Below are 17,262 nucleotides of genomic sequence, written 5' to 3' on the forward strand. Positions count from 1 at the left end.
CGCCGAACCACAGGCACAAAAAAACGGGCAGTTCCTTGGGGAACTGCCCGTTTTTTGTTTCAGGGACGGGCCCGGCTCAGGTCATGGGGGTGGTCTTCCGGGTCCGGATGCTCCGGCGGCTCGGGCTCAGGTTGTGGCTCCACTTCAGGTTCGGCTTCGGGCGCAGGTTCCGGCGCGGTGGTTTGCATCTGGTCCTGCACCACTTGCTCATCCACACGCGGATCGAGGGCAGCCACCAGGGGCGAGCTGGACATGCTGTCGGGCATCGCCACGTGATGCAGCGGCGCATCGTCCACCTGATGCAGATTGGTCACTGCCTTGGGGCGGATGCGCCAGACCAGGATCAAGGCGCACAAGCTGAAGAACGCATACAGCATCTGGTTGCCGAACAGTTTCATGACCACGCCGGCCAGCAACGGCCCGACACTGGCCCCCACCCCGTAGGTCACCAGCAACATCGCCGTGAGCGAGACCCGGCGATCACCTTCGACATGGTCATTGGAAAATGCAACGGCCAGCGGATACAGGCAGAACTGCACCAGCGAGCACAGGAAGCCGGCTATAAACAGCACTTCCAACGGCACCTGGGTCATGATCGCCAGCGGCAATGCCGCCACCGCCAGGCACAGGGCGAAGCAGCGGATCAGCAGCGCACGGTCATAACGATCCGACAGCCAGCCCAACGGCCACTGCACCAGCAGGCCGGCAAAAATGCAGCTACCCATGAACAGACCGACCTGCTCGGTGCTCAAGCCCTGCTGGGCCGCATACAGCGGCGCCAGACCGTAGAAGGAGCCGACGATCAGGCCGGCACCCAACACCGTACTCAGGGACTGCGGCACGCGCTTGATAAAGAAGCGTGGCTCCATGGGCGCAGGATGCAAGGGCGCCGGGTGAATACGCCGAGTCATGGCCACCGGCACCAGGCACAGGGCGAAACACAGCGCCACCAACATCAGCAGCTCCAGCCCCAATTGGGGGTGCATGACCAGAATCAGCTGGCCCAGCACCAGGCCCAGGTAGGAGGCGATCATATAACCGCTGAACACCACACCCCGCTGCTTGGCGTCGGCCTGCTCGTTGAGCCAGCTCTCGATGACCATGTACTGGCACATCATGCCGAGGCCGACGATTATCCGCAGCACGATCCAGGCCGGCAGCCAATCCACCAGGCCATGGCCCAACACCGCCGCACCGACGATCCCGGCACACGTGGCATAGGCCCGGATATGCCCGACCCGGGCGATCAGGCGATGCCCGATCTTGCCCCCCAGCACCAGGCCAAAATAGTTGGCCGCCATCAGCGCACCGACCCACAGGCTGTCGACGTTATCCGCCGCCAGGCGCAAGGCCAGGTAAGTACTGAGCAGGCCGGAGCCGATCAGCATCATCAAGGAGGCGAAATAAAGGGCTCGAAAAGATTTCCAGATTTGGCGCATCGGCGTTCCGAGCGGCTCCTTGCAGTGGGTGTCAGGCTATTTACACGATAGCCTGAAGGCGAAGCGTCGTTAAGCCCAGGCACCTTAGGCACCCGGGAATATTTTGATCCGACAAGCGGGACAACTTCGGGTTTATCGAAGCATGAAGCCTTCGATGAACTCGACACCCAACAGTTCCGTCTTCTGTGAGTTACGTGTCAGACGCACTCAGACCGGGGGCAAGGTACAAGGTCTGCACAATATATCGCGCCCACCAGCCAGACGGCACTGGCCAAACGGCTAACGAGGCCCTGCTTCTGGAAAAAACCCGAGCGTCAGCGGCTGGCTGCGTCAACCCCTTGGCCAGTCTGGAGCCTGCCGTAAAGCGGCAAGGACTGTTTGCTATCAGCCCGATGTGTTCGAAGGGTGGTCGGTGGCGCTGAGTTCGACGCTATCGCGATACTCCGGCACCGAGACCGACCAGCCCAGCTCCAGGCTGATACGTCGGCGCAGCACATCCGAGGCATTGGGTTCGCCGTGCACCACATAGGTGTGTTTCGGTGGCCGCTTGAACCCGCGAAGCCATTGCATGATTTCATCGGCATCCGCATGTGCCGACAGGGACTGCATCGGCACCACCTCGGCCCTGATGGGCACCTCCTTGCCATGAATACGCACGGAAGGAGCCCCCGCGACAATTTGCGCGCCGCGGGTGCCGCCCGCCTGGAAGCCAGGAACCAGCAACGTATTGATCGGGTTGGGGGCCAACGCCTTGAGATGGTGGATCACCCGTCCCCCGGTAGCCATGCCGCTGGCAGCGATAATCACCGCCGGCGTGCGTTGCTGGTCCAGGCGGATCGAATCTTCGGTAGTGCGCACAAACTTCGCGACGTGGCACATGCCTTCGCACTCCTGCGCGGTCAAACGGTGTTCGCTGCGAAAACGCTGGTACAACGTGGTGACGTCGGTGGCCATGGGGCTATTGAGATAGATCGGCACATCGGGAATCAAGTGTTGCTGCTTGAGCCGATACAAGTGGTACATCAGCAACTGCGCCCGACCGACGGCGAAGGAAGGTACCAGGGTAATGCCATGGCGCAGCGCGGTGCGGGTGATGACGTCGGCCAATTGTTCCTCTGGCAGCTCGGCCGGGTGCTTGCGGTCACCGTAGGTCGACTCCACCAACAGGTAGTCCGCCTGCTCGATGGTCTCCGGAGCGAACATCAGGGGGTCGTCGGGTCGCCCCAAGTCTCCCGAGCACACAAGCGTAACGCCATCGGCGACCACCTCGACCGTGGCCGCGCCCAATATATGCCCGGCGCCGCGCAGTTGGAGGGTCATGCCGGTGACGATCTCAATCCTGTTATGCAGCTCGATCGGCCGTAACAGCTTCAGCGCTCGCTCGGCGTCCTGTTCGGTATACAGCGGCGCCGCCGGGCTGTGCTTGGAAAAGCCATGCCGATTGGCAAACTCAGCCTCCTCTTCCTGGAGGCGACCACTGTCTAGCAGCAGGATCTTCAGCAGATCACAGGTCGCAGGCGTGGCATAGACCGGCCCGCGATAGCCATTGCGTACCAGGACCGGTAGATAGCCACTGTGATCCAGGTGGGCATGGGTAAGCACAATCGCATCGAGTTCACCAATCGGAAACGGCAGCGCATCCCAATTGTGCAGCCGCAGCTGTTTATAGCCCTGGAAAAGGCCGCAGTCGATCAGTACATGATGGTCGTGGTGCTGCAGCAGGTATTTACTGCCGGTGACCGTGCCCGCAGCACCGAGAAATGTCATATGCATAGCCGTCTCCATGAATACTCAAGGGAAGTGCCATTGATCGCTCTTAATGACGCAGGTGCAGTTGATTTCAATCAACTGCCTGGGTGGCGGGCCGCCAATTCCGCAAATGGCTGATCCGCCCAGGGCCGCCGCGTAATCCACCTCAGTCGTCCGAAAATCAAGGATGCCAACACAAGTAGCTGATCCAGATCAGCGCCCAAAGCCCTCAACGACGTAGAAAGGAAGCACCGCGAGGTTTATCTGCGCGCGCCGGCCTTTCACATCAGATGGAGGTTCACCCATGCCCACCTTCAAAGACCACAATGATCGGGCGGCGGCAGTTTATGCCACCGTCACCGCAGAACACTGGATCGAAGCGCTCAGGGACGGTCGCCACGTACTGATACGGCCGCTCGAGGAAAAGGATCGCGAGCGTGAGTATGCGTTTATCAAACGCTTGTCCCCCGAATCGCGGCATATGCGCTTCCTGGCGCAGATCAACGAGCCCAGTGACAGCCTGCTCAATACGTTGATGGACACCGATAACCAACATCGAGTGGCCTATATCGCGCTGGCGCACGAAAACGGTCATCTGATCGAGATCGGCATCAGCCGTTACGCCGCTACCGGCAAGGATGACTGTGAGTGCGCAGTGACAGTAGCCGATGAATGGGCGCACCTGGGCCTGGGCACTCTACTGATGAAACATTTGATCAACGCCGCCAGCAAGAATGGCTACCGCCGGATGTATTCGGTGGATGCCGCCAGCAATATCCCCATGCGTAACCTGGTCAGAGCACTGGGCTTCGAGTCATGCATTGATCCCCGTGACTCCCACCAAGTGATCCATAGCCGGCACCTGTAGAACCACGGCCCCGCGCTGCTGCGCTCAACGCTCAAGCGCGGGGCCGTTGCCTGCTCAGGATTGCAATACCCGCCCGGGCTTGATTGCCAGCACACTGCAGGGCGCCCGCTGCAGGAGTTGTTCAGCGGTGGTCCCGAGCAACTTGTTCAACCCCTTGTGCTGAACCGTGCCCATCACAATGATGTCCGTGCGATGCTCGGCAGCGAACTCACAAATACTCAACACCGGGTTGCCCTCGATGAAGTGGCGATACTCCGGCGGTACACCATGGCGTTCAGCCATGGCGGCAAACACTTCCCGCTGAGTCGTGCCCAGCGCCTCATAAATCCCAGTGGCTAGGGGCAAGGCACCAAAGCCCATGTCCTGGACGTAAATCGCCGCCCAGTCATACACATGCATCAACTCAAGGTGGGCATCGCATTCGTTGGCCAGCTTTACCGCTGCGTTGATGATCTGGTCGTTGAACACATTGTCCTGCTCCTCGTCGCGCAGCACATCGACGATGGCCAGGATATTGCGCGGCCGAGGGTTGAGCGCGTTGGTCACCAAATGCACAGGTACCGGACAATCGCGCAGTAACTGCCAGTCCAGCGGTGCGAAAAAGATCCGCTGCAAGGCTGATTCTTCCTGCGCATCCTTGATGATCAACGCCAGTGGCATCTCACTGACAAAGTGCATGATTTCTTCGTAAGGGTGTTGCACCCACACCACTTCGCTGGTGACCTGCACCCCGTGCTGGCTGATCAACCCCGCCTGCTCCGTGAGCCACTGCCTGTGGTTTTGCAAATAACCGTCACGGGCCCGGTTCATTTGTTCAGGGGCAAAAAGGCCGGCCACCGCCAAGGCCTGCAAGTAGTCAAATGCGACAATGTGCAAAGGCATTTGCATCGCCTTGGCCAACGCGCCGGCCCGCTCGAACGCGGGTGTACGGGTCAGGGTTGAGGGGGCAATTAACAGTAAACGCTGAGCCTGCGACATGGGACACCTCGGCACGTGGCCTTTTGGTTGCTGACACCTATAGAGTGAACGCACCCGACTCAGCCAACTTGATCTTCATCAGGTACCAGGTTGAATGTGATTCAAAGAAGCAAGATCCCGGCCCACATGGCCAGCGTCAGCAAGACCTGACCCGGGATAACGTAAGCGGCGAACCGTCGCCCGCCGCTGATCCACGCCACCAGGCATTTGCTCAGCGTGTTACTGCTGACTGCAATCAGTATAGGAATGGTGGTGGCGCTAAGTGGCAACTGACCGGACTTGGCCAATGTCGCAATTGATGCTGTCGAGGAATGGGCATCGGCGAAGCCGGACAGGGTCGCCGTGAGCATGACTCCGGTTTCACCGAAGTGACTGAGCATCACCGACGACAGGAAAGTGATACCGGTCATGGTCAATGAGACCACCAGCGCCAGCTTGAGATTGAACGCGCCACCGACCTTGATCGGTTGCCCCACGCCATTCGCGGGCCGGGGAAACATCAAGCACAGTCCATACAGCGCTGTGGCAGCGGCGCCGCACAACAGCGGCCCCCAGATATGACGTAACAGACTGCTGTCGACCGCCCCCATGATCAGCCCGACTTGGGTGACCGTCGCCAGGTTGGAGAAGATCGCGGCGGCACTCAAGACCTTGATGTTGTCCGGCTCCCTGGCGGCGATATGCCCCATGGCGGCAATGGTCACGGTGCTGGAGGCAAACCCGGAAGCAATGGCACTGATTGCATACCCATACCGGGTGCCCAGGGTGCGCACAGCAATATGCCCCACCGCCCCCACTACCATGAGCAATACCGTGAGCGTGCAAATGGTGCGCAGGTTGATCGCGGCGTAGGCGCCGATAAAGCGGTCAGGGACCAGCGGCAGCACCACCAGCGCGGCAGTCGCCAGTACCAGGCCGTCGCGCACTTCCACATCAGTCAGTTGGTTACGGGCAAAGTAGTGCAGCTTCTGTCGATAGGTCAGCAGGCCCGCGATCACCACGGCGATGGCGATCGCCAGTTCGGGCGATGTACTGCACATCGCCCCCAGCAGCAAAACCGTGATCAATGCCACTTCACTGGTAACGCCCGGGTCATCGCTCAGGCTGCGCCAGTACGCCACGGTGACCAGCAACCCAAGGGTTATCGCCACGATCCCGACCAGCAGACCGGCGCCGACCTGCATCGCCACATAACCCAACAGCGCGGTGATCGCAAACGTGCGCAGTCCTGCACAGGCGCGGCCTTGTCCCTGCCCTTTGTGCCGCTCGCGCTCCAGCCCAATGAGCATGCCGATCCCCAGTGCGGTTGCCGCGCCTGCCATGCCGAGGGTTTCATTCATGGTTTTGTCATCGATGCTGGCCTTGTCTTGCGACCCACTCGTGACTCCACGAGGTCGGCCGAACCGTTGCAACCATGTCGCCGGGCTATCGGGCTGCGTGGGCCGCTCGCCGGACAGGGGGCGGATCGACATTGATCGGCCAGGCATGCGGCGCGTCTATACGCGTCCGGAGTCGCCTGACGAATGCCTGCGCACCTTCCAGGGTTTTGAACTCCACTGCGACACCTTCCATGTGCACAACCCAGCATGCGGTTGCCTGCTCCTGCGTGATATCAATCATCATTGACGACCTCCAGACCACCTTTAACCCCATCTTCACGGCGTAATCGCGACCTTCATCACACCATCCTGCTGGTGAGCAAACAGCTCATAGGCCGCTTCAATGTCGTCGAGCTTGAAACGATGGGTTACCAGGGGTGACAGGTCCACACCGCCGCTGTTAACCACCGCCATCAGCCGGCGCATACGCTCTTTACCGCCGGGGCACAGGGTCGTGACAATGCTGTAGTCCCCGAGCCCGGCGGCGAAGGCATCCAGGGGTATGCGCAAGTCACTGGAATAAACGCCGAGACTGGATAACCGACCACCGGGGCGCAAGACCCGCAAAGCGGACTCGAACGTGCCTTGCGTGCCCAATGCCTCGATGGACACATCCACCCCACGGCCATCGGTCAAGGCCATGATTTGCTCGACGACATTACCGTCCTTGAAGTTGACCACATGGGTGGCCCCCAGGCGCCGCGCAACACTCATCCGCGCAGGTACGGCATCGACGCCAATGATGGTAGTCGCGCCTTTGAGACGCGCGCCGGCCACTGCACAGAGGCCGATTGGCCCGAGGGCGAACACCGCAACGGTATCGCCGATGCTGACCTCGGCGCGCTCCGCCCCGGAAAAACCGGTGGACATAATGTCCGGGCACATCAACACCTGCTCATCGCTGAGGCCGTCCGGAATCGGGCATAAATTGGCGGTGGCGTCTGGCACCAGCACGTACTCCGCCTGGCAACCGTCAATACTATTGCCGAACTTCCAGCCACCCGTGGCGCGAAAACCGTGGCGGGTGTCCGGGCCATCCTGCGAAGCACAGCCACAGAGGCAAGCGTAACTTTGCCCGCTGGGGGTGATGGCGCCGGCAATGACCCGCTGCCCTTCGACAAAGCCGCGCACCTGCGAGCCCAACTGTTCAATGACCCCTACGGGCTCATGCCCCACCGTCAGCCCTTTGGCCACCGGATACTCACCGCGCAAGATGTGCACGTCGGTACCGCAGAGGGTCGTCGTGGTAATACGGATCAAGGCATCCAGGGGCCCCACAGTGGGGATGGGTTTGTCTTCCAGGACGATCCGGTTCTTTTCAACGAAAACAGCCGCTTTCATGGTCGCCATGGTGATCCTCCGCCACTGTGGGTGCGCCAGGTTCGGCACGCCTATAAGACTGCGCCGAGGAAACACTGGAAAGATTGATAATGGTCAACAATTTCGTCGCTGACCGACCGCACGTCGGGTTGCCACCCGATTGCCCCCGGGGTTTGACAAAGATCAACCCGGCCTCCCGCAGCCCGCCACACTCTAATTGCGAGGTTTCAGGTTCCAATGGCTGCGCGGCGATTGGGGCGGGCACCTGCGCATTTACCTACGGGAGAGATGTCATGTCTGATCAATCACGCTTCATGTTGGTCGTCCCACCCTTGATGGAGAACAGCCCCGCTTTCGATCGAGCCGCCGCCCTGGCCAAGGCTGCGGATGCGGCATTGCACATCGTGGCATTTGACTATCTCGAGGGGCTGGCAACGGCCGGGCTGGTCAACGAGCAAGCGCTGGAGCAAATGCGCATCGGCTATGTCGAACGCCATCGCCAATGGTTGGAAGACCAGGCCCGCCCGTTGCGCAGAATCGGGGTGCATGTCACCACTGAAGTGGTCTGGGTGAACGACCCCTTGCAGGAAATCCTCATCCACCTCAAAGAACAACCCATGGCGGTGTTGATCAAGGCGCTGGAGCATGAATCGCTGCTTTCACGCCTGATGTTTACGCCATTGGATGTCCACCTGTTGCGCGAATGCCCGGTACCTTTGCATTTCGTCAGCCATATGCACCACGCCCTACCCCGCAAGATCATCGCTGCAGTAGACCCTTTTCATCGCGACGGGCAATACAAAGATTTCAACGACACCATTGTGCAAGAGGCCGCGAAACTGGCGAGCATCTGTCACGCAGAACTAGACGTCATTTATGCCCACGACCTTTCAGCTATCAGTGCCGATGAATTCGGTTTCGAAAATGGCGCAAGCTTCTTCTCCTCCAGCAAAGCCCGGACACTGTTTGATGCCCAGGCCGATGCCTTCCACGAACTGGCGGAGCGCAACGGTATTCCACCGGAGCGCCAGCACATGATCATGGGCAACCCCGCCAAGGTGCTTGCCAGCTACGCGAGTGCCTATGAAACCGATGTGATTGTGATGGGCCGAATAGGCCATCGAGCCATGGACCGATTAATCGGCAGCACGGTGGAACACCTGCTGTACAAGATGCCCTGCAGCGTTTGGGTGATTTCTCCGCAGGAGCTGATTTGAAGGCAGGATGGGATGAGGATCTGGCGGGGCTGGGCGGGAGAGGAACGGGGGGCCCCGTCCTAGCGCTCGGCCTGGACGTTCGGGAAATGGAGATAAGCCCCTAATGTTAATGGCTTCAGGCCATCGCCATGCGACTCAACATTCGTACGTATGAAGGCTGGCTGTATTTGACGGTGGTGCTGGATCTGTTTTCTCGTCAGGTCGTTGGCTGGTCAATGAAGGCGCAGATGACCAGTGATTTGGCCATTGATGCGTTATTAATGGCGGTTTGGAGGCGAAAACCGAAACAAGAGGTGATGGCTCACTCCGACCAGGGCGCCCAGTACAGCAGCTCCGATTGGCGCAGTTTTTTGAAAGCGAACAATTTGGTTGCCAGCATGAGCCGCCGAGGCAATTGTCATGACAACGCCGTGGCTGAGAGCTTTTTCCAGCTTCTGAAACGGGAACGAATCAAGCGGAAAATCTACACCTCGCGGCAAGATGCTCGTAGTGATGTGTTCGATTACATCGAGATGTTCTACAACGCAAAACGCCGCCATGGTTTCAACAATCAACTGTCATCGGTAGAGTTTGAAAAACGTTACGCAATGAGCTCGCAAGGTGTCTAGAGAATCCGGGGCGATTCAAATGCCCTCAGGCTTGAGTGCATCTCCCATTGGGTAAAAGCCCCACGCTACCCCGCTCCCACAGTGAAATATCTCGATGTGTGACGATTTGGTCTCACTGGGAACGCCCAAAATTTCGCGAATTGCCTTGAAAGCCATTTGCCATCCCCATACCGTGGCTTACGTAAGGGATACCTCTGTCAAAAACTTATGAGACAGACCAACCCGTCTCATTCAGATGATAGGGCCTGTCTCACATCATGCTAAGCAGCGAACCAGTGTCGGTTTGAGCATCAACGATAACGCCTGGAGGGCAAATGAAAGGACTCTTTCCACAATATGAGGCACAACGCAAGCTAGATTATCGAACTGTTTGGAAAGATGCGATTTTCGTATTCGACAGCAATGTACTCTTAAACCTGTACCGATACCAACAAGGAACCCGGGACGAGCTTCTATCTGTACTAGACGAACTATCAGATAAGGTTTGGATACCATTTCATGTAGCATTAGAATTTCAAAGAAATAGACTTAAAGTCATTGCAACTCAAGGAAAAAAGTTCTCTGAGGTTCGAAAAAGCATCGATAAAATCAAGACCACTATTTCCTCCGAAGCAGAAAGACTAAACTTAAAAAAGCGACACACACTAATCGACTTTGATTCTCTTACTACAAGATTCGACGAACTGACAAGTGAATTCCTAATTCAACTTGAAGCCTCGCAAAAGACACATCAAAAGCTTAACGAACCAGACTCTTTAAAAGAACGAATTGAATCGCTATTCGAGAACCGCGTAGGTCCAATCCCTACAGACCAAAAAACCATTGATGAATTATTCAAAGCAGCTGAACAACGTTATAAATTTAAGATCCCTCCAGGATATATGGATAGCAAGAAGGATGAAGATGCACCAGATGAATTTCTACACGGCGGCATAATTTATAAGCGTAAATTCGGAGACTATATAATCTGGACACAATTACTTTCCTTTGCAAAGTCAGAATCAAAAAAAGAAATCATTTTTGTCACAGATGACGCAAAAGAGGACTGGTGGCTAAAGTTTAATTTGGATGGAAATAAAACTATTGGCCCACGACCAGAATTGATAGAGGAAGCTGCTCTTTCGGGAGGAATCGAAACATTCGTCATGTACAACCCTGAAAGTTTTTTACAGTATGCGAAAGAATTCCTAAAAACAGAAATCTCTGAAGCAACTATCGAAGACGTACGTGACACATCCAAAGAGAATTCAAACGAACCTCCTAGCATCGAACAATTATTTGCTCAAATGAAGAAAATAAGAGCTTCATTTAGCACTTGGGTACTTACTTGGGGAGGAACAGAAGTACCACATGACAATCTAGACCTAGTAGTAAATAACAATGGCAACAAACACGGCTACGAAGTCAGGCCAATGATACAAGACACATCAAAATTTCCAACTTTCATTAAAAACCTTACAAAGAGGGCCATTAGCAACCTCAACAATGGAGAGGTCAGCACATTCACCTTTGCCTTCTGCCTAAATTCCACAGAGGAAATAGAAGAGCTAATACGCCTTCTAAGCCAACATAAAATCCATAATATGCCCGAACAGGTTCTACTCGCCATTGGTATGCTGGACGAGGGTAGCTCCCACTTCACATGCCACGTTTCAGGTACCTATAGACAATTAGTAAAATGACGCAACCCTGACAGCAGGCTGGAACAGGTGTTGCGATGAAAGCAACACCTGATCGAACTGACGAGGATTGCTAGGTAGTTCCGCCGCCGCACCAATTCTCCGCGCCACGTTTTCAACTTCTTGCAAAACGTGGCGCGAAACCTGACGTACCGAAACGGTAGGTCAGCCCTCCCCGCTCCATCCTCAATCTGAGGTTGGACTAAGCCGAAAGTCTGGTTCCGTATCACTTTGCATACCTTCGACTTACTGCAACAAAAATGCCCTCTTCAATCCCGCCAAAACTAACTATTTCAGTCCCGTTTAATCCGGTTGTGTGTATCACCTATAGTACGCCTATCCAGATACAGGCTTATTTTGCCTTTTTCGGGCTTTCCGCTTGATAAGTAACACCCAAAGTGCAACAGCATTAGTAGAACGCCCTAACTGATACAGGCACACATCATGTTCATCCGCGCATACCTCCGAGCCTCCACCGACGAACAAGACGCCGGCCGTGCCCGGGCCTCGCTCGAGCAGTTCGCCAGCGACCATAACAAGGTCATTGCAAGCGTGTACCTGGAGAACGCCAGCGGCGCTACCGCCGACCGGCCCGAGCTGCTGCGCCTTCTGAAAGATGCGCGCAAGGGTGATGTATTGCTGGTGGAGATGATGGCCGCGATCGCGCGCAAGGATTACGAGCAGCGGCGCGAGCGCCAGGCTCAAGGCATCGAGAAGGCCAAGGCCGCCGGCAAGTATCAAGGCCGCCCCGTCAACATTGACCTGCATAAGCGGGTGACCGAACTGCTCGGTGCCGGCCTTGGTGTACGTGCCACAGCACGTCATGCTAACTGCTCGACTACGACAGTATTACGAATCAGAGATAGGGCTTAACCCGGCACTTTCTCCACCTCTTCCAGCACTGATTTTATTTCAGTATTAGCAGCGGGCGTGTTCGCTCTCTTGCCTCACAGCCTCAAGGCGTCTCTTCCGTATTCAACAACGGCCCAACCGACCCAAACGGATAACTACCCATCCCAATCCGCAACGGCGTGATTGGGCTCGCCGCTGCCCCAATCAGCAGCACGTTGTCGATGACAATGGTTTCCCCAGGCGCACGGTTATCCGCCGCGACTATCAGGTAGTAAGTGCCGCTGGTTGTCACCGTGCCCTTCAACACTTGGCTGATGACTCCCACTATGCCAGTCGCCTTGCCAAAACCTTCAGCCTGGACGTTGCCTTTGGCGTCCATCAAGATCAAATAAGGGTTCAGGGCGTACTTGCTGAACCCCAGGCACCCATTGACGCACCAGGAGTTAACGTCAATATGAAAGGGTTTGTCCTTTGTCAACGCGACGCTGAATAATCGATAGTTCGACGGTACCCCACTGATCAGGATGCGCGGTTCCGCAGCGGTGATCTTCCACTGGGGTGGCCGCCATCCTGGGTTGATCGGCATGGGCACAGCTTGCGCGTTGTGCATGGCCTCAGAGGGGGTCCGTGCTAACGGCGTGGTGCTGTTTTTGACTTGCTCTTCAAAGAGTGCTGCTGGGTTGCTTGAACAGGCGGTGATCAACAAACAGCACATCGCAAAAAATAGAATTCGCATCACTGCTTCCCTGTTGTCGACTTTTTCATGGTGGCAGAATTATCACCCCGCTCTTCATACCTCCACGTACACCCAGCCCTCAACTGATTTTGTTGCGGCTTTTTCAGTCTAAATTATTGCGTATGCACCCATCATGCACCCATGAGACTGTGCAAGAACTACATACATTGGCTGGAGGTATTGAATTATATGGTGTCCCAGGGCCGGTTCGAACGGCCAACCTTCCCCTTAGGAGGGGGATGCTCTATCCAATTGAGCTACTGGGACTAATGACAGGCGCAGGGCCAGATGGCGTTGCGACGGACGGCGTGCATGTTAACGGTCAGGGTGGGTTTTGTCATGTCGTCCGTCAGCTTTTTAGGCGTAAGCCTTTATCCCACCCAACCGGCGATAAGCGGTTGCCCACAGGCCTGCCGACCCCATCGTGCAAAATGCATTGGCACGAAATGCCATCATTGCATATTGCAATGAGCCATACTTTTGAGATCAACTTAACTTATTGTTTTAAAAGGATTTAAATCAAAATAATAGCTGGCATGATGACTGCACTCTTTGTACTTATAAAACTGTCCTGCACGTGAACACGGGGAAACACCCATGAACAGCACCCTTCTGCTTCTGAACGCCCTGGCCTTGGCCGTACTGGTGACATTCCACTTCCAGGCCGGCAACGACAGCGATTCAGCGCAGATCAGCCAAGCGGGCAGCCACCACGCTCAACAACGACCTCAACTGGCCCTGATGACAGGCGATGGACAATCATCGGTGCACCTGGCACAGGGCGCACAGGCCGCGAGCTCTTCTGAACACCTGATTTTCTAAGTGAGCCCATCATGACCAAGTCAGTCTGGCTATTTCTGATCCTGGCCATTGCCACGGGTATTCTGGGACTCAACCTTCCGTCGAATGACTGGCAAGCCCTTTGCCTGGGCGCCTGCGCCCTATTCACAGTCGCGCTGGTGATCGCCATGGTCGTCGGGCGTCGCTTCAAGTTCGACCCGATCCTGCGCTGACCCTGCCTGTGACGAGAGATTGACACCGTCTCAATCCTGCTCGCCTGACCGCCCTACCTTATGTCGCCCCGGCTCGCAAATCGGCCATTTGCCACTAGTCTTAAAATTAAGGGCAAAAGGCCACATTGCTATAGGATATGCGCCCGAAAACCCCATCTTAGCGAGAGCCTGCGGCCCGGTTCTTGCGCAGAAAAGTTTTCCAACCAGTCCGCAAATTTGAAAATGAGTACTGGCACAAAGCCTGTAGGAAGCTCAATATTTGTCACAGAATTGACGCCAAGGAACCGGCAAAACTGAGGCATGATGCGGCCTCTTTGCAATTCGGGTTGAACATTTGTCCGCAAGCCTTGTCCTAACACACATGTTGCGGCCAATTCCAAAAACCGCTCCCCTGAACTAACCGGTTAAATATATGCGCCCATTGAAACAGGCAATTTATTCCAGCCGTACGGCTGACAAGTTCGTCGTACGTCTGCCAGACGGAATGCGGGAACGCATTGCCGAGGTGGCTCGCAATCATCATCGCAGCATGAACTCTGAAATCATCGCGCGCATGGAGCAAAGCCTTATTCAGGAAGGCGCGTTGGGTGATGAGCCGAGCATGCGCATGGACAGCCCGGAGCTGTCACTGCACGAACGCGAGCTGCTACAGCGGTTTCGCCAACTGTCCCACCGTCAGCAAAATGCGCTTGTGTCGCTGATTGCTCATGACGTTGAGGCAGCCGCAGAAGCCGAATAATCGGCAACTGAAAGCTGAAGCCAGCCTTGCGCTGGCTTTTTTTTGCCCGGGATTTTTACTTTTGTGCAGGAGCCGGCGTGCCGGCTCCCAGTAGGTTCAAAGCAGGAAGATCGTCGCCAGGCCCAGGAAGATGAAGAAGCCGCCACTGTCGGTCATGGCCGTGATCATCACACTGGCCCCCATCGCAGGATCGCGCCCAAGGCGCGCCAGGGTCATGGGGATCAATACCCCCATCAGTGCCGCCAGCAATAGGTTAAGGGTCATGGCCGCGGTCATGACCACGCCCAGGGACCAACTGCCATACAGCAGGTAGGCCACCACGCCGATCACGCCACCCCATACCAGACCATTGATCAGGCCCACAGCCAGCTCCTTGCGCATCAGGCGCGAGGTGTTGCCGGTGCTTACCTGATCCAGGGCCATCGCCCGCACGATCATGGTGATGGTCTGGTTACCCGAGTTACCCCCAATACCGGCGACGATCGGCATCAGTGCCGCCAACGCCACCAGCTTCTCGATGGAGCCCTCGAACAGACCAATCACCCGCGAGGCAATGAACGCAGTGACCAGGTTGACCGCCAGCCACGCCCAACGGTTGCTCAGGGAGCGCCAGACTGACGCAAAAATATCTTCCTCTTCACGCAGACCCGCCATGTTGAGGACTTCGTTTTCGCTTTCCTCACGGATCAGGTCGACCATCTCGTCGATGGTCAAACGGCCAATCAGCTTGCCGTTCTTGTCGACCACCGGGGCCGAGATCAAGTCATAACGCTCGAATGCCTGGGCGGCATCGTAGGCGTCTTCATCAGGATGAAAGCTCACCGGGTCACTGGCCATGACGTCAGCCACTTGTTTGTCCGGGTCGTTGACCAGCAGGCGCTTGATCGGCAGCACGCCCTTGAGGATGCCGTCGTAGTCCACCACAAACAGCTTGTCGGTATGCCCTGGCAGCTCCTTGAGACGCCGCAGGTAACGCAAGACCACTTCCAGGCTGACATCCTCTCGGATGGTGACCATTTCGAAGTCCATCAATGCGCCGACCTGTTCCTCGTCATAGGACAACGCGGAGCGCACACGCTCACGCTGTTGACCGTCGAGGGTCTCCATCAGCTCATGGACAACATCACGGGGCAGTTCAGGGGCCAGGTCGGCCAGTTCGTCAGCGTCCATCTCCTTGGCGGCGGCCAGGAGCTCGTGATCGTCCATGTCGGCGATCAGGGTTTCACGAACCGAATCGGATACTTCGAGGAGGATGTCGCCATCGCGATCCGCCTTGACCAACTGCCAAAGCGTCAGACGGTCGTCCAGCGGCAGAGCTTCAAGGATGTAGGCAACGTCGGCAGAGTGCAGGTCATCGAGCTTGCGCTGCAACTCGACGAGATTCTGCCGATGGACCAGGTTCTCGACCCGGTCTTGATGAGGGCCTTCCTGGCGATGGGTCAGATCTTCGACCACACGCTGGCGCTGCAGCAGCTCAACGACTTGAGCCAGGCGATCCTGCAGGCTTTCTTGTGTTTTCTTTACTTCTACTTCGGTCATAGGCGAACTCCACTCCCAGCAGCGGGGCACGCCGGAAGGATCAATCAGTCAATTCATGATTGGTAAAACGGGGTACTGAGTAACTACTGGGTAAGTCCATGGAGGTATTCCACAAGCCCCGGCGGGGCTGACGGGCGCAATGATACACCGCCCGGCCGTTTTAAACGTTAAAAAACTGGAAAGAACAAGCGCTTGCGCAACAAAGCTGAGTGTTGGCCACACGTATGAAACTGCGACGACGCTGACAGAAAAGAAAACACATGGCCGAGAGAAAAACATGCAGGCCGCAGACGATTCCTACACAAGCACACCCCCACGGGAAAATAAAAACCCCAGACGGCAAAAAGCCCGCACTAGGCGGGCTTTTTGTTTGTATGGTGCACTCGACAGGATTCGAACCTGTGACCGCTCGGTTCGTAGCCGAGTACTCTATCCAGCTGAGCTACGAGTGCAGATTGTGGTTTTATACCAGATCACAACTGGTTGAAGCCAAGTTATCTGCATTGCTGCAACTAACTCTTAAATGGTGCACTCGACAGGATTCGAACCTGTGACCGCTCGGTTCGTAGCCGAGTACTCTATCCAGCTGAGCTACGAGTGCATTTGTTGCCGCGCATTATAGGCCGTTCAATCTCTATGTAAAGCTATTTTTTCGTTTAGTTTCAAGCACTTAGCGAAAAAACCAGATTGCAACGTACTAAGCAAATAATGGCGGAGAACGGGGGATTCGAACCCCCGACACCCTTTTGAGGTGTACTCCCTTAGCAGGGGAGCGCCTTCGGCCACTCGGCCAGCTCTCCGCAACACGGGGCGTATATTAACCAGCTTCATCCCCGTTTGCAAACATAAAAAACGATAAAAATTAATGGCTTGGTTCGTCGTCCTTCTCTTTCTTGATCCGCAGGTAGATTTCCTCACGGTGGACGGCCACCTCTTTGGGGGCATTGACCCCAATCCGCACTTGATTGCCTTTGACGCCGAGCACGGTCACGGTGATTTCGCCATCACCAATAATCAGGCTTTCTGCGCATCGACGAGTCAGAATCAGCATACCTTTCTCCTCACGCATTTCATTTCGGGAACAACAGTCTGCAAAAAAAGGCCCTGGGCCTATGACCAAACGGCCATGGACCTGCACGCCTTAGT

General features: G+C 56.2%; 15 protein-coding genes, 4 tRNA genes and 1 pseudogene. 8 read left to right on the top strand and 12 right to left on the bottom strand.

What is annotated here, in order from left to right:
• Positions 1-59: 59 nt before the first annotated feature.
• A complete protein-coding gene (locus HBR93_RS24765) occupies positions 60-1,439 on the bottom strand; it encodes an MFS transporter (RefSeq protein ID WP_057960434.1) in 1,380 nt (459 codons plus the stop codon).
• Between the two features lie 384 nt (positions 1,440-1,823).
• Complete coding sequence (locus HBR93_RS24770) at positions 1,824-3,212, bottom strand: MBL fold metallo-hydrolase (RefSeq protein WP_169961303.1); 1,389 nt, start codon at positions 3,210-3,212, stop codon at positions 1,824-1,826.
• Between the two features lie 280 nt (positions 3,213-3,492).
• Here HBR93_RS24770 and HBR93_RS24775 point away from each other — a divergent pair, with 280 nt between their 5' ends.
• Positions 3,493-4,056, top strand: a complete 564-nt coding sequence (locus HBR93_RS24775; protein ID WP_169961304.1) for a GNAT family N-acetyltransferase — start codon at positions 3,493-3,495, stop codon at positions 4,054-4,056.
• A gap of 54 nt (positions 4,057-4,110) precedes the next feature.
• Here HBR93_RS24775 and HBR93_RS24780 read toward each other — a convergent pair whose 3' ends face one another.
• From HBR93_RS24780 to HBR93_RS24790, 3 genes are all read right to left on the bottom strand, one after another.
• A complete protein-coding gene (locus HBR93_RS24780; protein ID WP_057439696.1) occupies positions 4,111-5,034 on the bottom strand; it encodes a universal stress protein in 924 nt (307 codons plus the stop codon).
• A gap of 101 nt (positions 5,035-5,135) precedes the next feature.
• Entirely contained in the window at positions 5,136-6,374 is a 1,239-nt protein-coding gene (locus HBR93_RS24785) for a DUF4010 domain-containing protein (RefSeq protein WP_169961305.1), read from the bottom strand.
• 315 nt (positions 6,375-6,689) lie between these two features.
• Positions 6,690-7,763 (bottom strand): NAD(P)-dependent alcohol dehydrogenase, encoded by a 1,074-nt coding sequence (locus HBR93_RS24790; protein ID WP_057444072.1) that lies wholly within the window; start codon positions 7,761-7,763, stop codon positions 6,690-6,692.
• Positions 7,764-8,026: 263 nt separating this feature from the next.
• On the opposite strand from HBR93_RS24790, the gene HBR93_RS24795 reads away from it, so the two are divergent.
• The 4 genes and pseudogenes from HBR93_RS24795 to HBR93_RS24810 all read left to right on the top strand — a co-directional run bounded on the left by HBR93_RS24795 (position 8,027) and on the right by HBR93_RS24810 (position 12,110).
• Complete coding sequence (locus tag HBR93_RS24795; protein ID WP_057439697.1) at positions 8,027-8,950, top strand: universal stress protein; 924 nt, start codon at positions 8,027-8,029, stop codon at positions 8,948-8,950.
• Between the two features lie 140 nt (positions 8,951-9,090).
• A pseudogene (locus HBR93_RS24800) lies at positions 9,091-9,558 on the top strand (IS3 family transposase); the annotation flags it as partial.
• 314 nt (positions 9,559-9,872) lie between these two features.
• Positions 9,873-11,240, top strand: coding sequence for a PIN domain-containing protein (locus HBR93_RS24805; protein WP_169961306.1), 1,368 nt, complete (start codon positions 9,873-9,875; stop codon positions 11,238-11,240).
• Between the two features lie 441 nt (positions 11,241-11,681).
• Positions 11,682-12,110 (top strand): recombinase family protein, encoded by a 429-nt coding sequence (locus HBR93_RS24810; RefSeq protein WP_169961307.1) that lies wholly within the window; start codon positions 11,682-11,684, stop codon positions 12,108-12,110.
• An 82-nt stretch (positions 12,111-12,192) separates the two neighbouring features.
• On the opposite strand, the gene HBR93_RS24815 is transcribed toward HBR93_RS24810, so the two are convergent.
• On the bottom strand, positions 12,193-12,825 hold the full coding sequence (locus HBR93_RS24815; RefSeq protein WP_169961308.1) for a hypothetical protein: 633 nt from the start codon (positions 12,823-12,825) through the stop codon (positions 12,193-12,195).
• Positions 12,826-13,015: 190 nt separating this feature from the next.
• Positions 13,016-13,092 (bottom strand) — tRNA-Arg (locus HBR93_RS24820).
• A 330-nt stretch (positions 13,093-13,422) separates the two neighbouring features.
• Here HBR93_RS24820 and HBR93_RS24825 point away from each other — a divergent pair.
• The 3 genes from HBR93_RS24825 to HBR93_RS24835 all read left to right on the top strand — a co-directional run bounded on the left by HBR93_RS24825 (position 13,423) and on the right by HBR93_RS24835 (position 14,577).
• Complete coding sequence (locus HBR93_RS24825; RefSeq protein WP_115128775.1) at positions 13,423-13,647, top strand: hypothetical protein; 225 nt, start codon at positions 13,423-13,425, stop codon at positions 13,645-13,647.
• Positions 13,648-13,658: 11 nt separating this feature from the next.
• Complete coding sequence (locus HBR93_RS24830; protein WP_057439704.1) at positions 13,659-13,838, top strand: PA3371 family protein; 180 nt, start codon at positions 13,659-13,661, stop codon at positions 13,836-13,838.
• Between the two features lie 412 nt (positions 13,839-14,250).
• On the top strand, positions 14,251-14,577 hold the full coding sequence (locus tag HBR93_RS24835; RefSeq protein WP_057439705.1) for an Arc family DNA-binding protein: 327 nt from the start codon (positions 14,251-14,253) through the stop codon (positions 14,575-14,577).
• Positions 14,578-14,673: 96 nt separating this feature from the next.
• Here the strand turns inward: HBR93_RS24835 and mgtE are convergent, their stop codons facing one another.
• The 5 genes from mgtE to csrA form a co-directional block, all read right to left on the bottom strand.
• The gene (gene mgtE, locus HBR93_RS24840) at positions 14,674-16,116 is read right to left on the bottom strand and encodes a magnesium transporter (protein WP_169961309.1); all 1,443 of its coding nucleotides are present in this window, start codon (positions 16,114-16,116) and stop codon (positions 14,674-14,676) included.
• A gap of 375 nt (positions 16,117-16,491) precedes the next feature.
• A tRNA-Arg gene (locus HBR93_RS24845) sits at positions 16,492-16,568 on the bottom strand.
• 72 nt (positions 16,569-16,640) lie between these two features.
• A tRNA-Arg gene (locus HBR93_RS24850) sits at positions 16,641-16,717 on the bottom strand.
• Between the two features lie 108 nt (positions 16,718-16,825).
• Positions 16,826-16,916 (bottom strand) — tRNA-Ser (locus HBR93_RS24855).
• Positions 16,917-16,978: 62 nt separating this feature from the next.
• Positions 16,979-17,167: a carbon storage regulator CsrA gene (gene csrA, locus HBR93_RS24860; RefSeq protein WP_003178872.1), complete on the bottom strand. Its 189-nt coding sequence runs from the start codon at positions 17,165-17,167 to the stop codon at positions 16,979-16,981.
• Positions 17,168-17,262 lie beyond the last annotated feature (95 nt).

The organism is Pseudomonas sp. WS 5411, assembly GCF_012985595.1.
Classification (GTDB): domain Bacteria; phylum Pseudomonadota; class Gammaproteobacteria; order Pseudomonadales; family Pseudomonadaceae; genus Aquipseudomonas; species Aquipseudomonas shahriarae.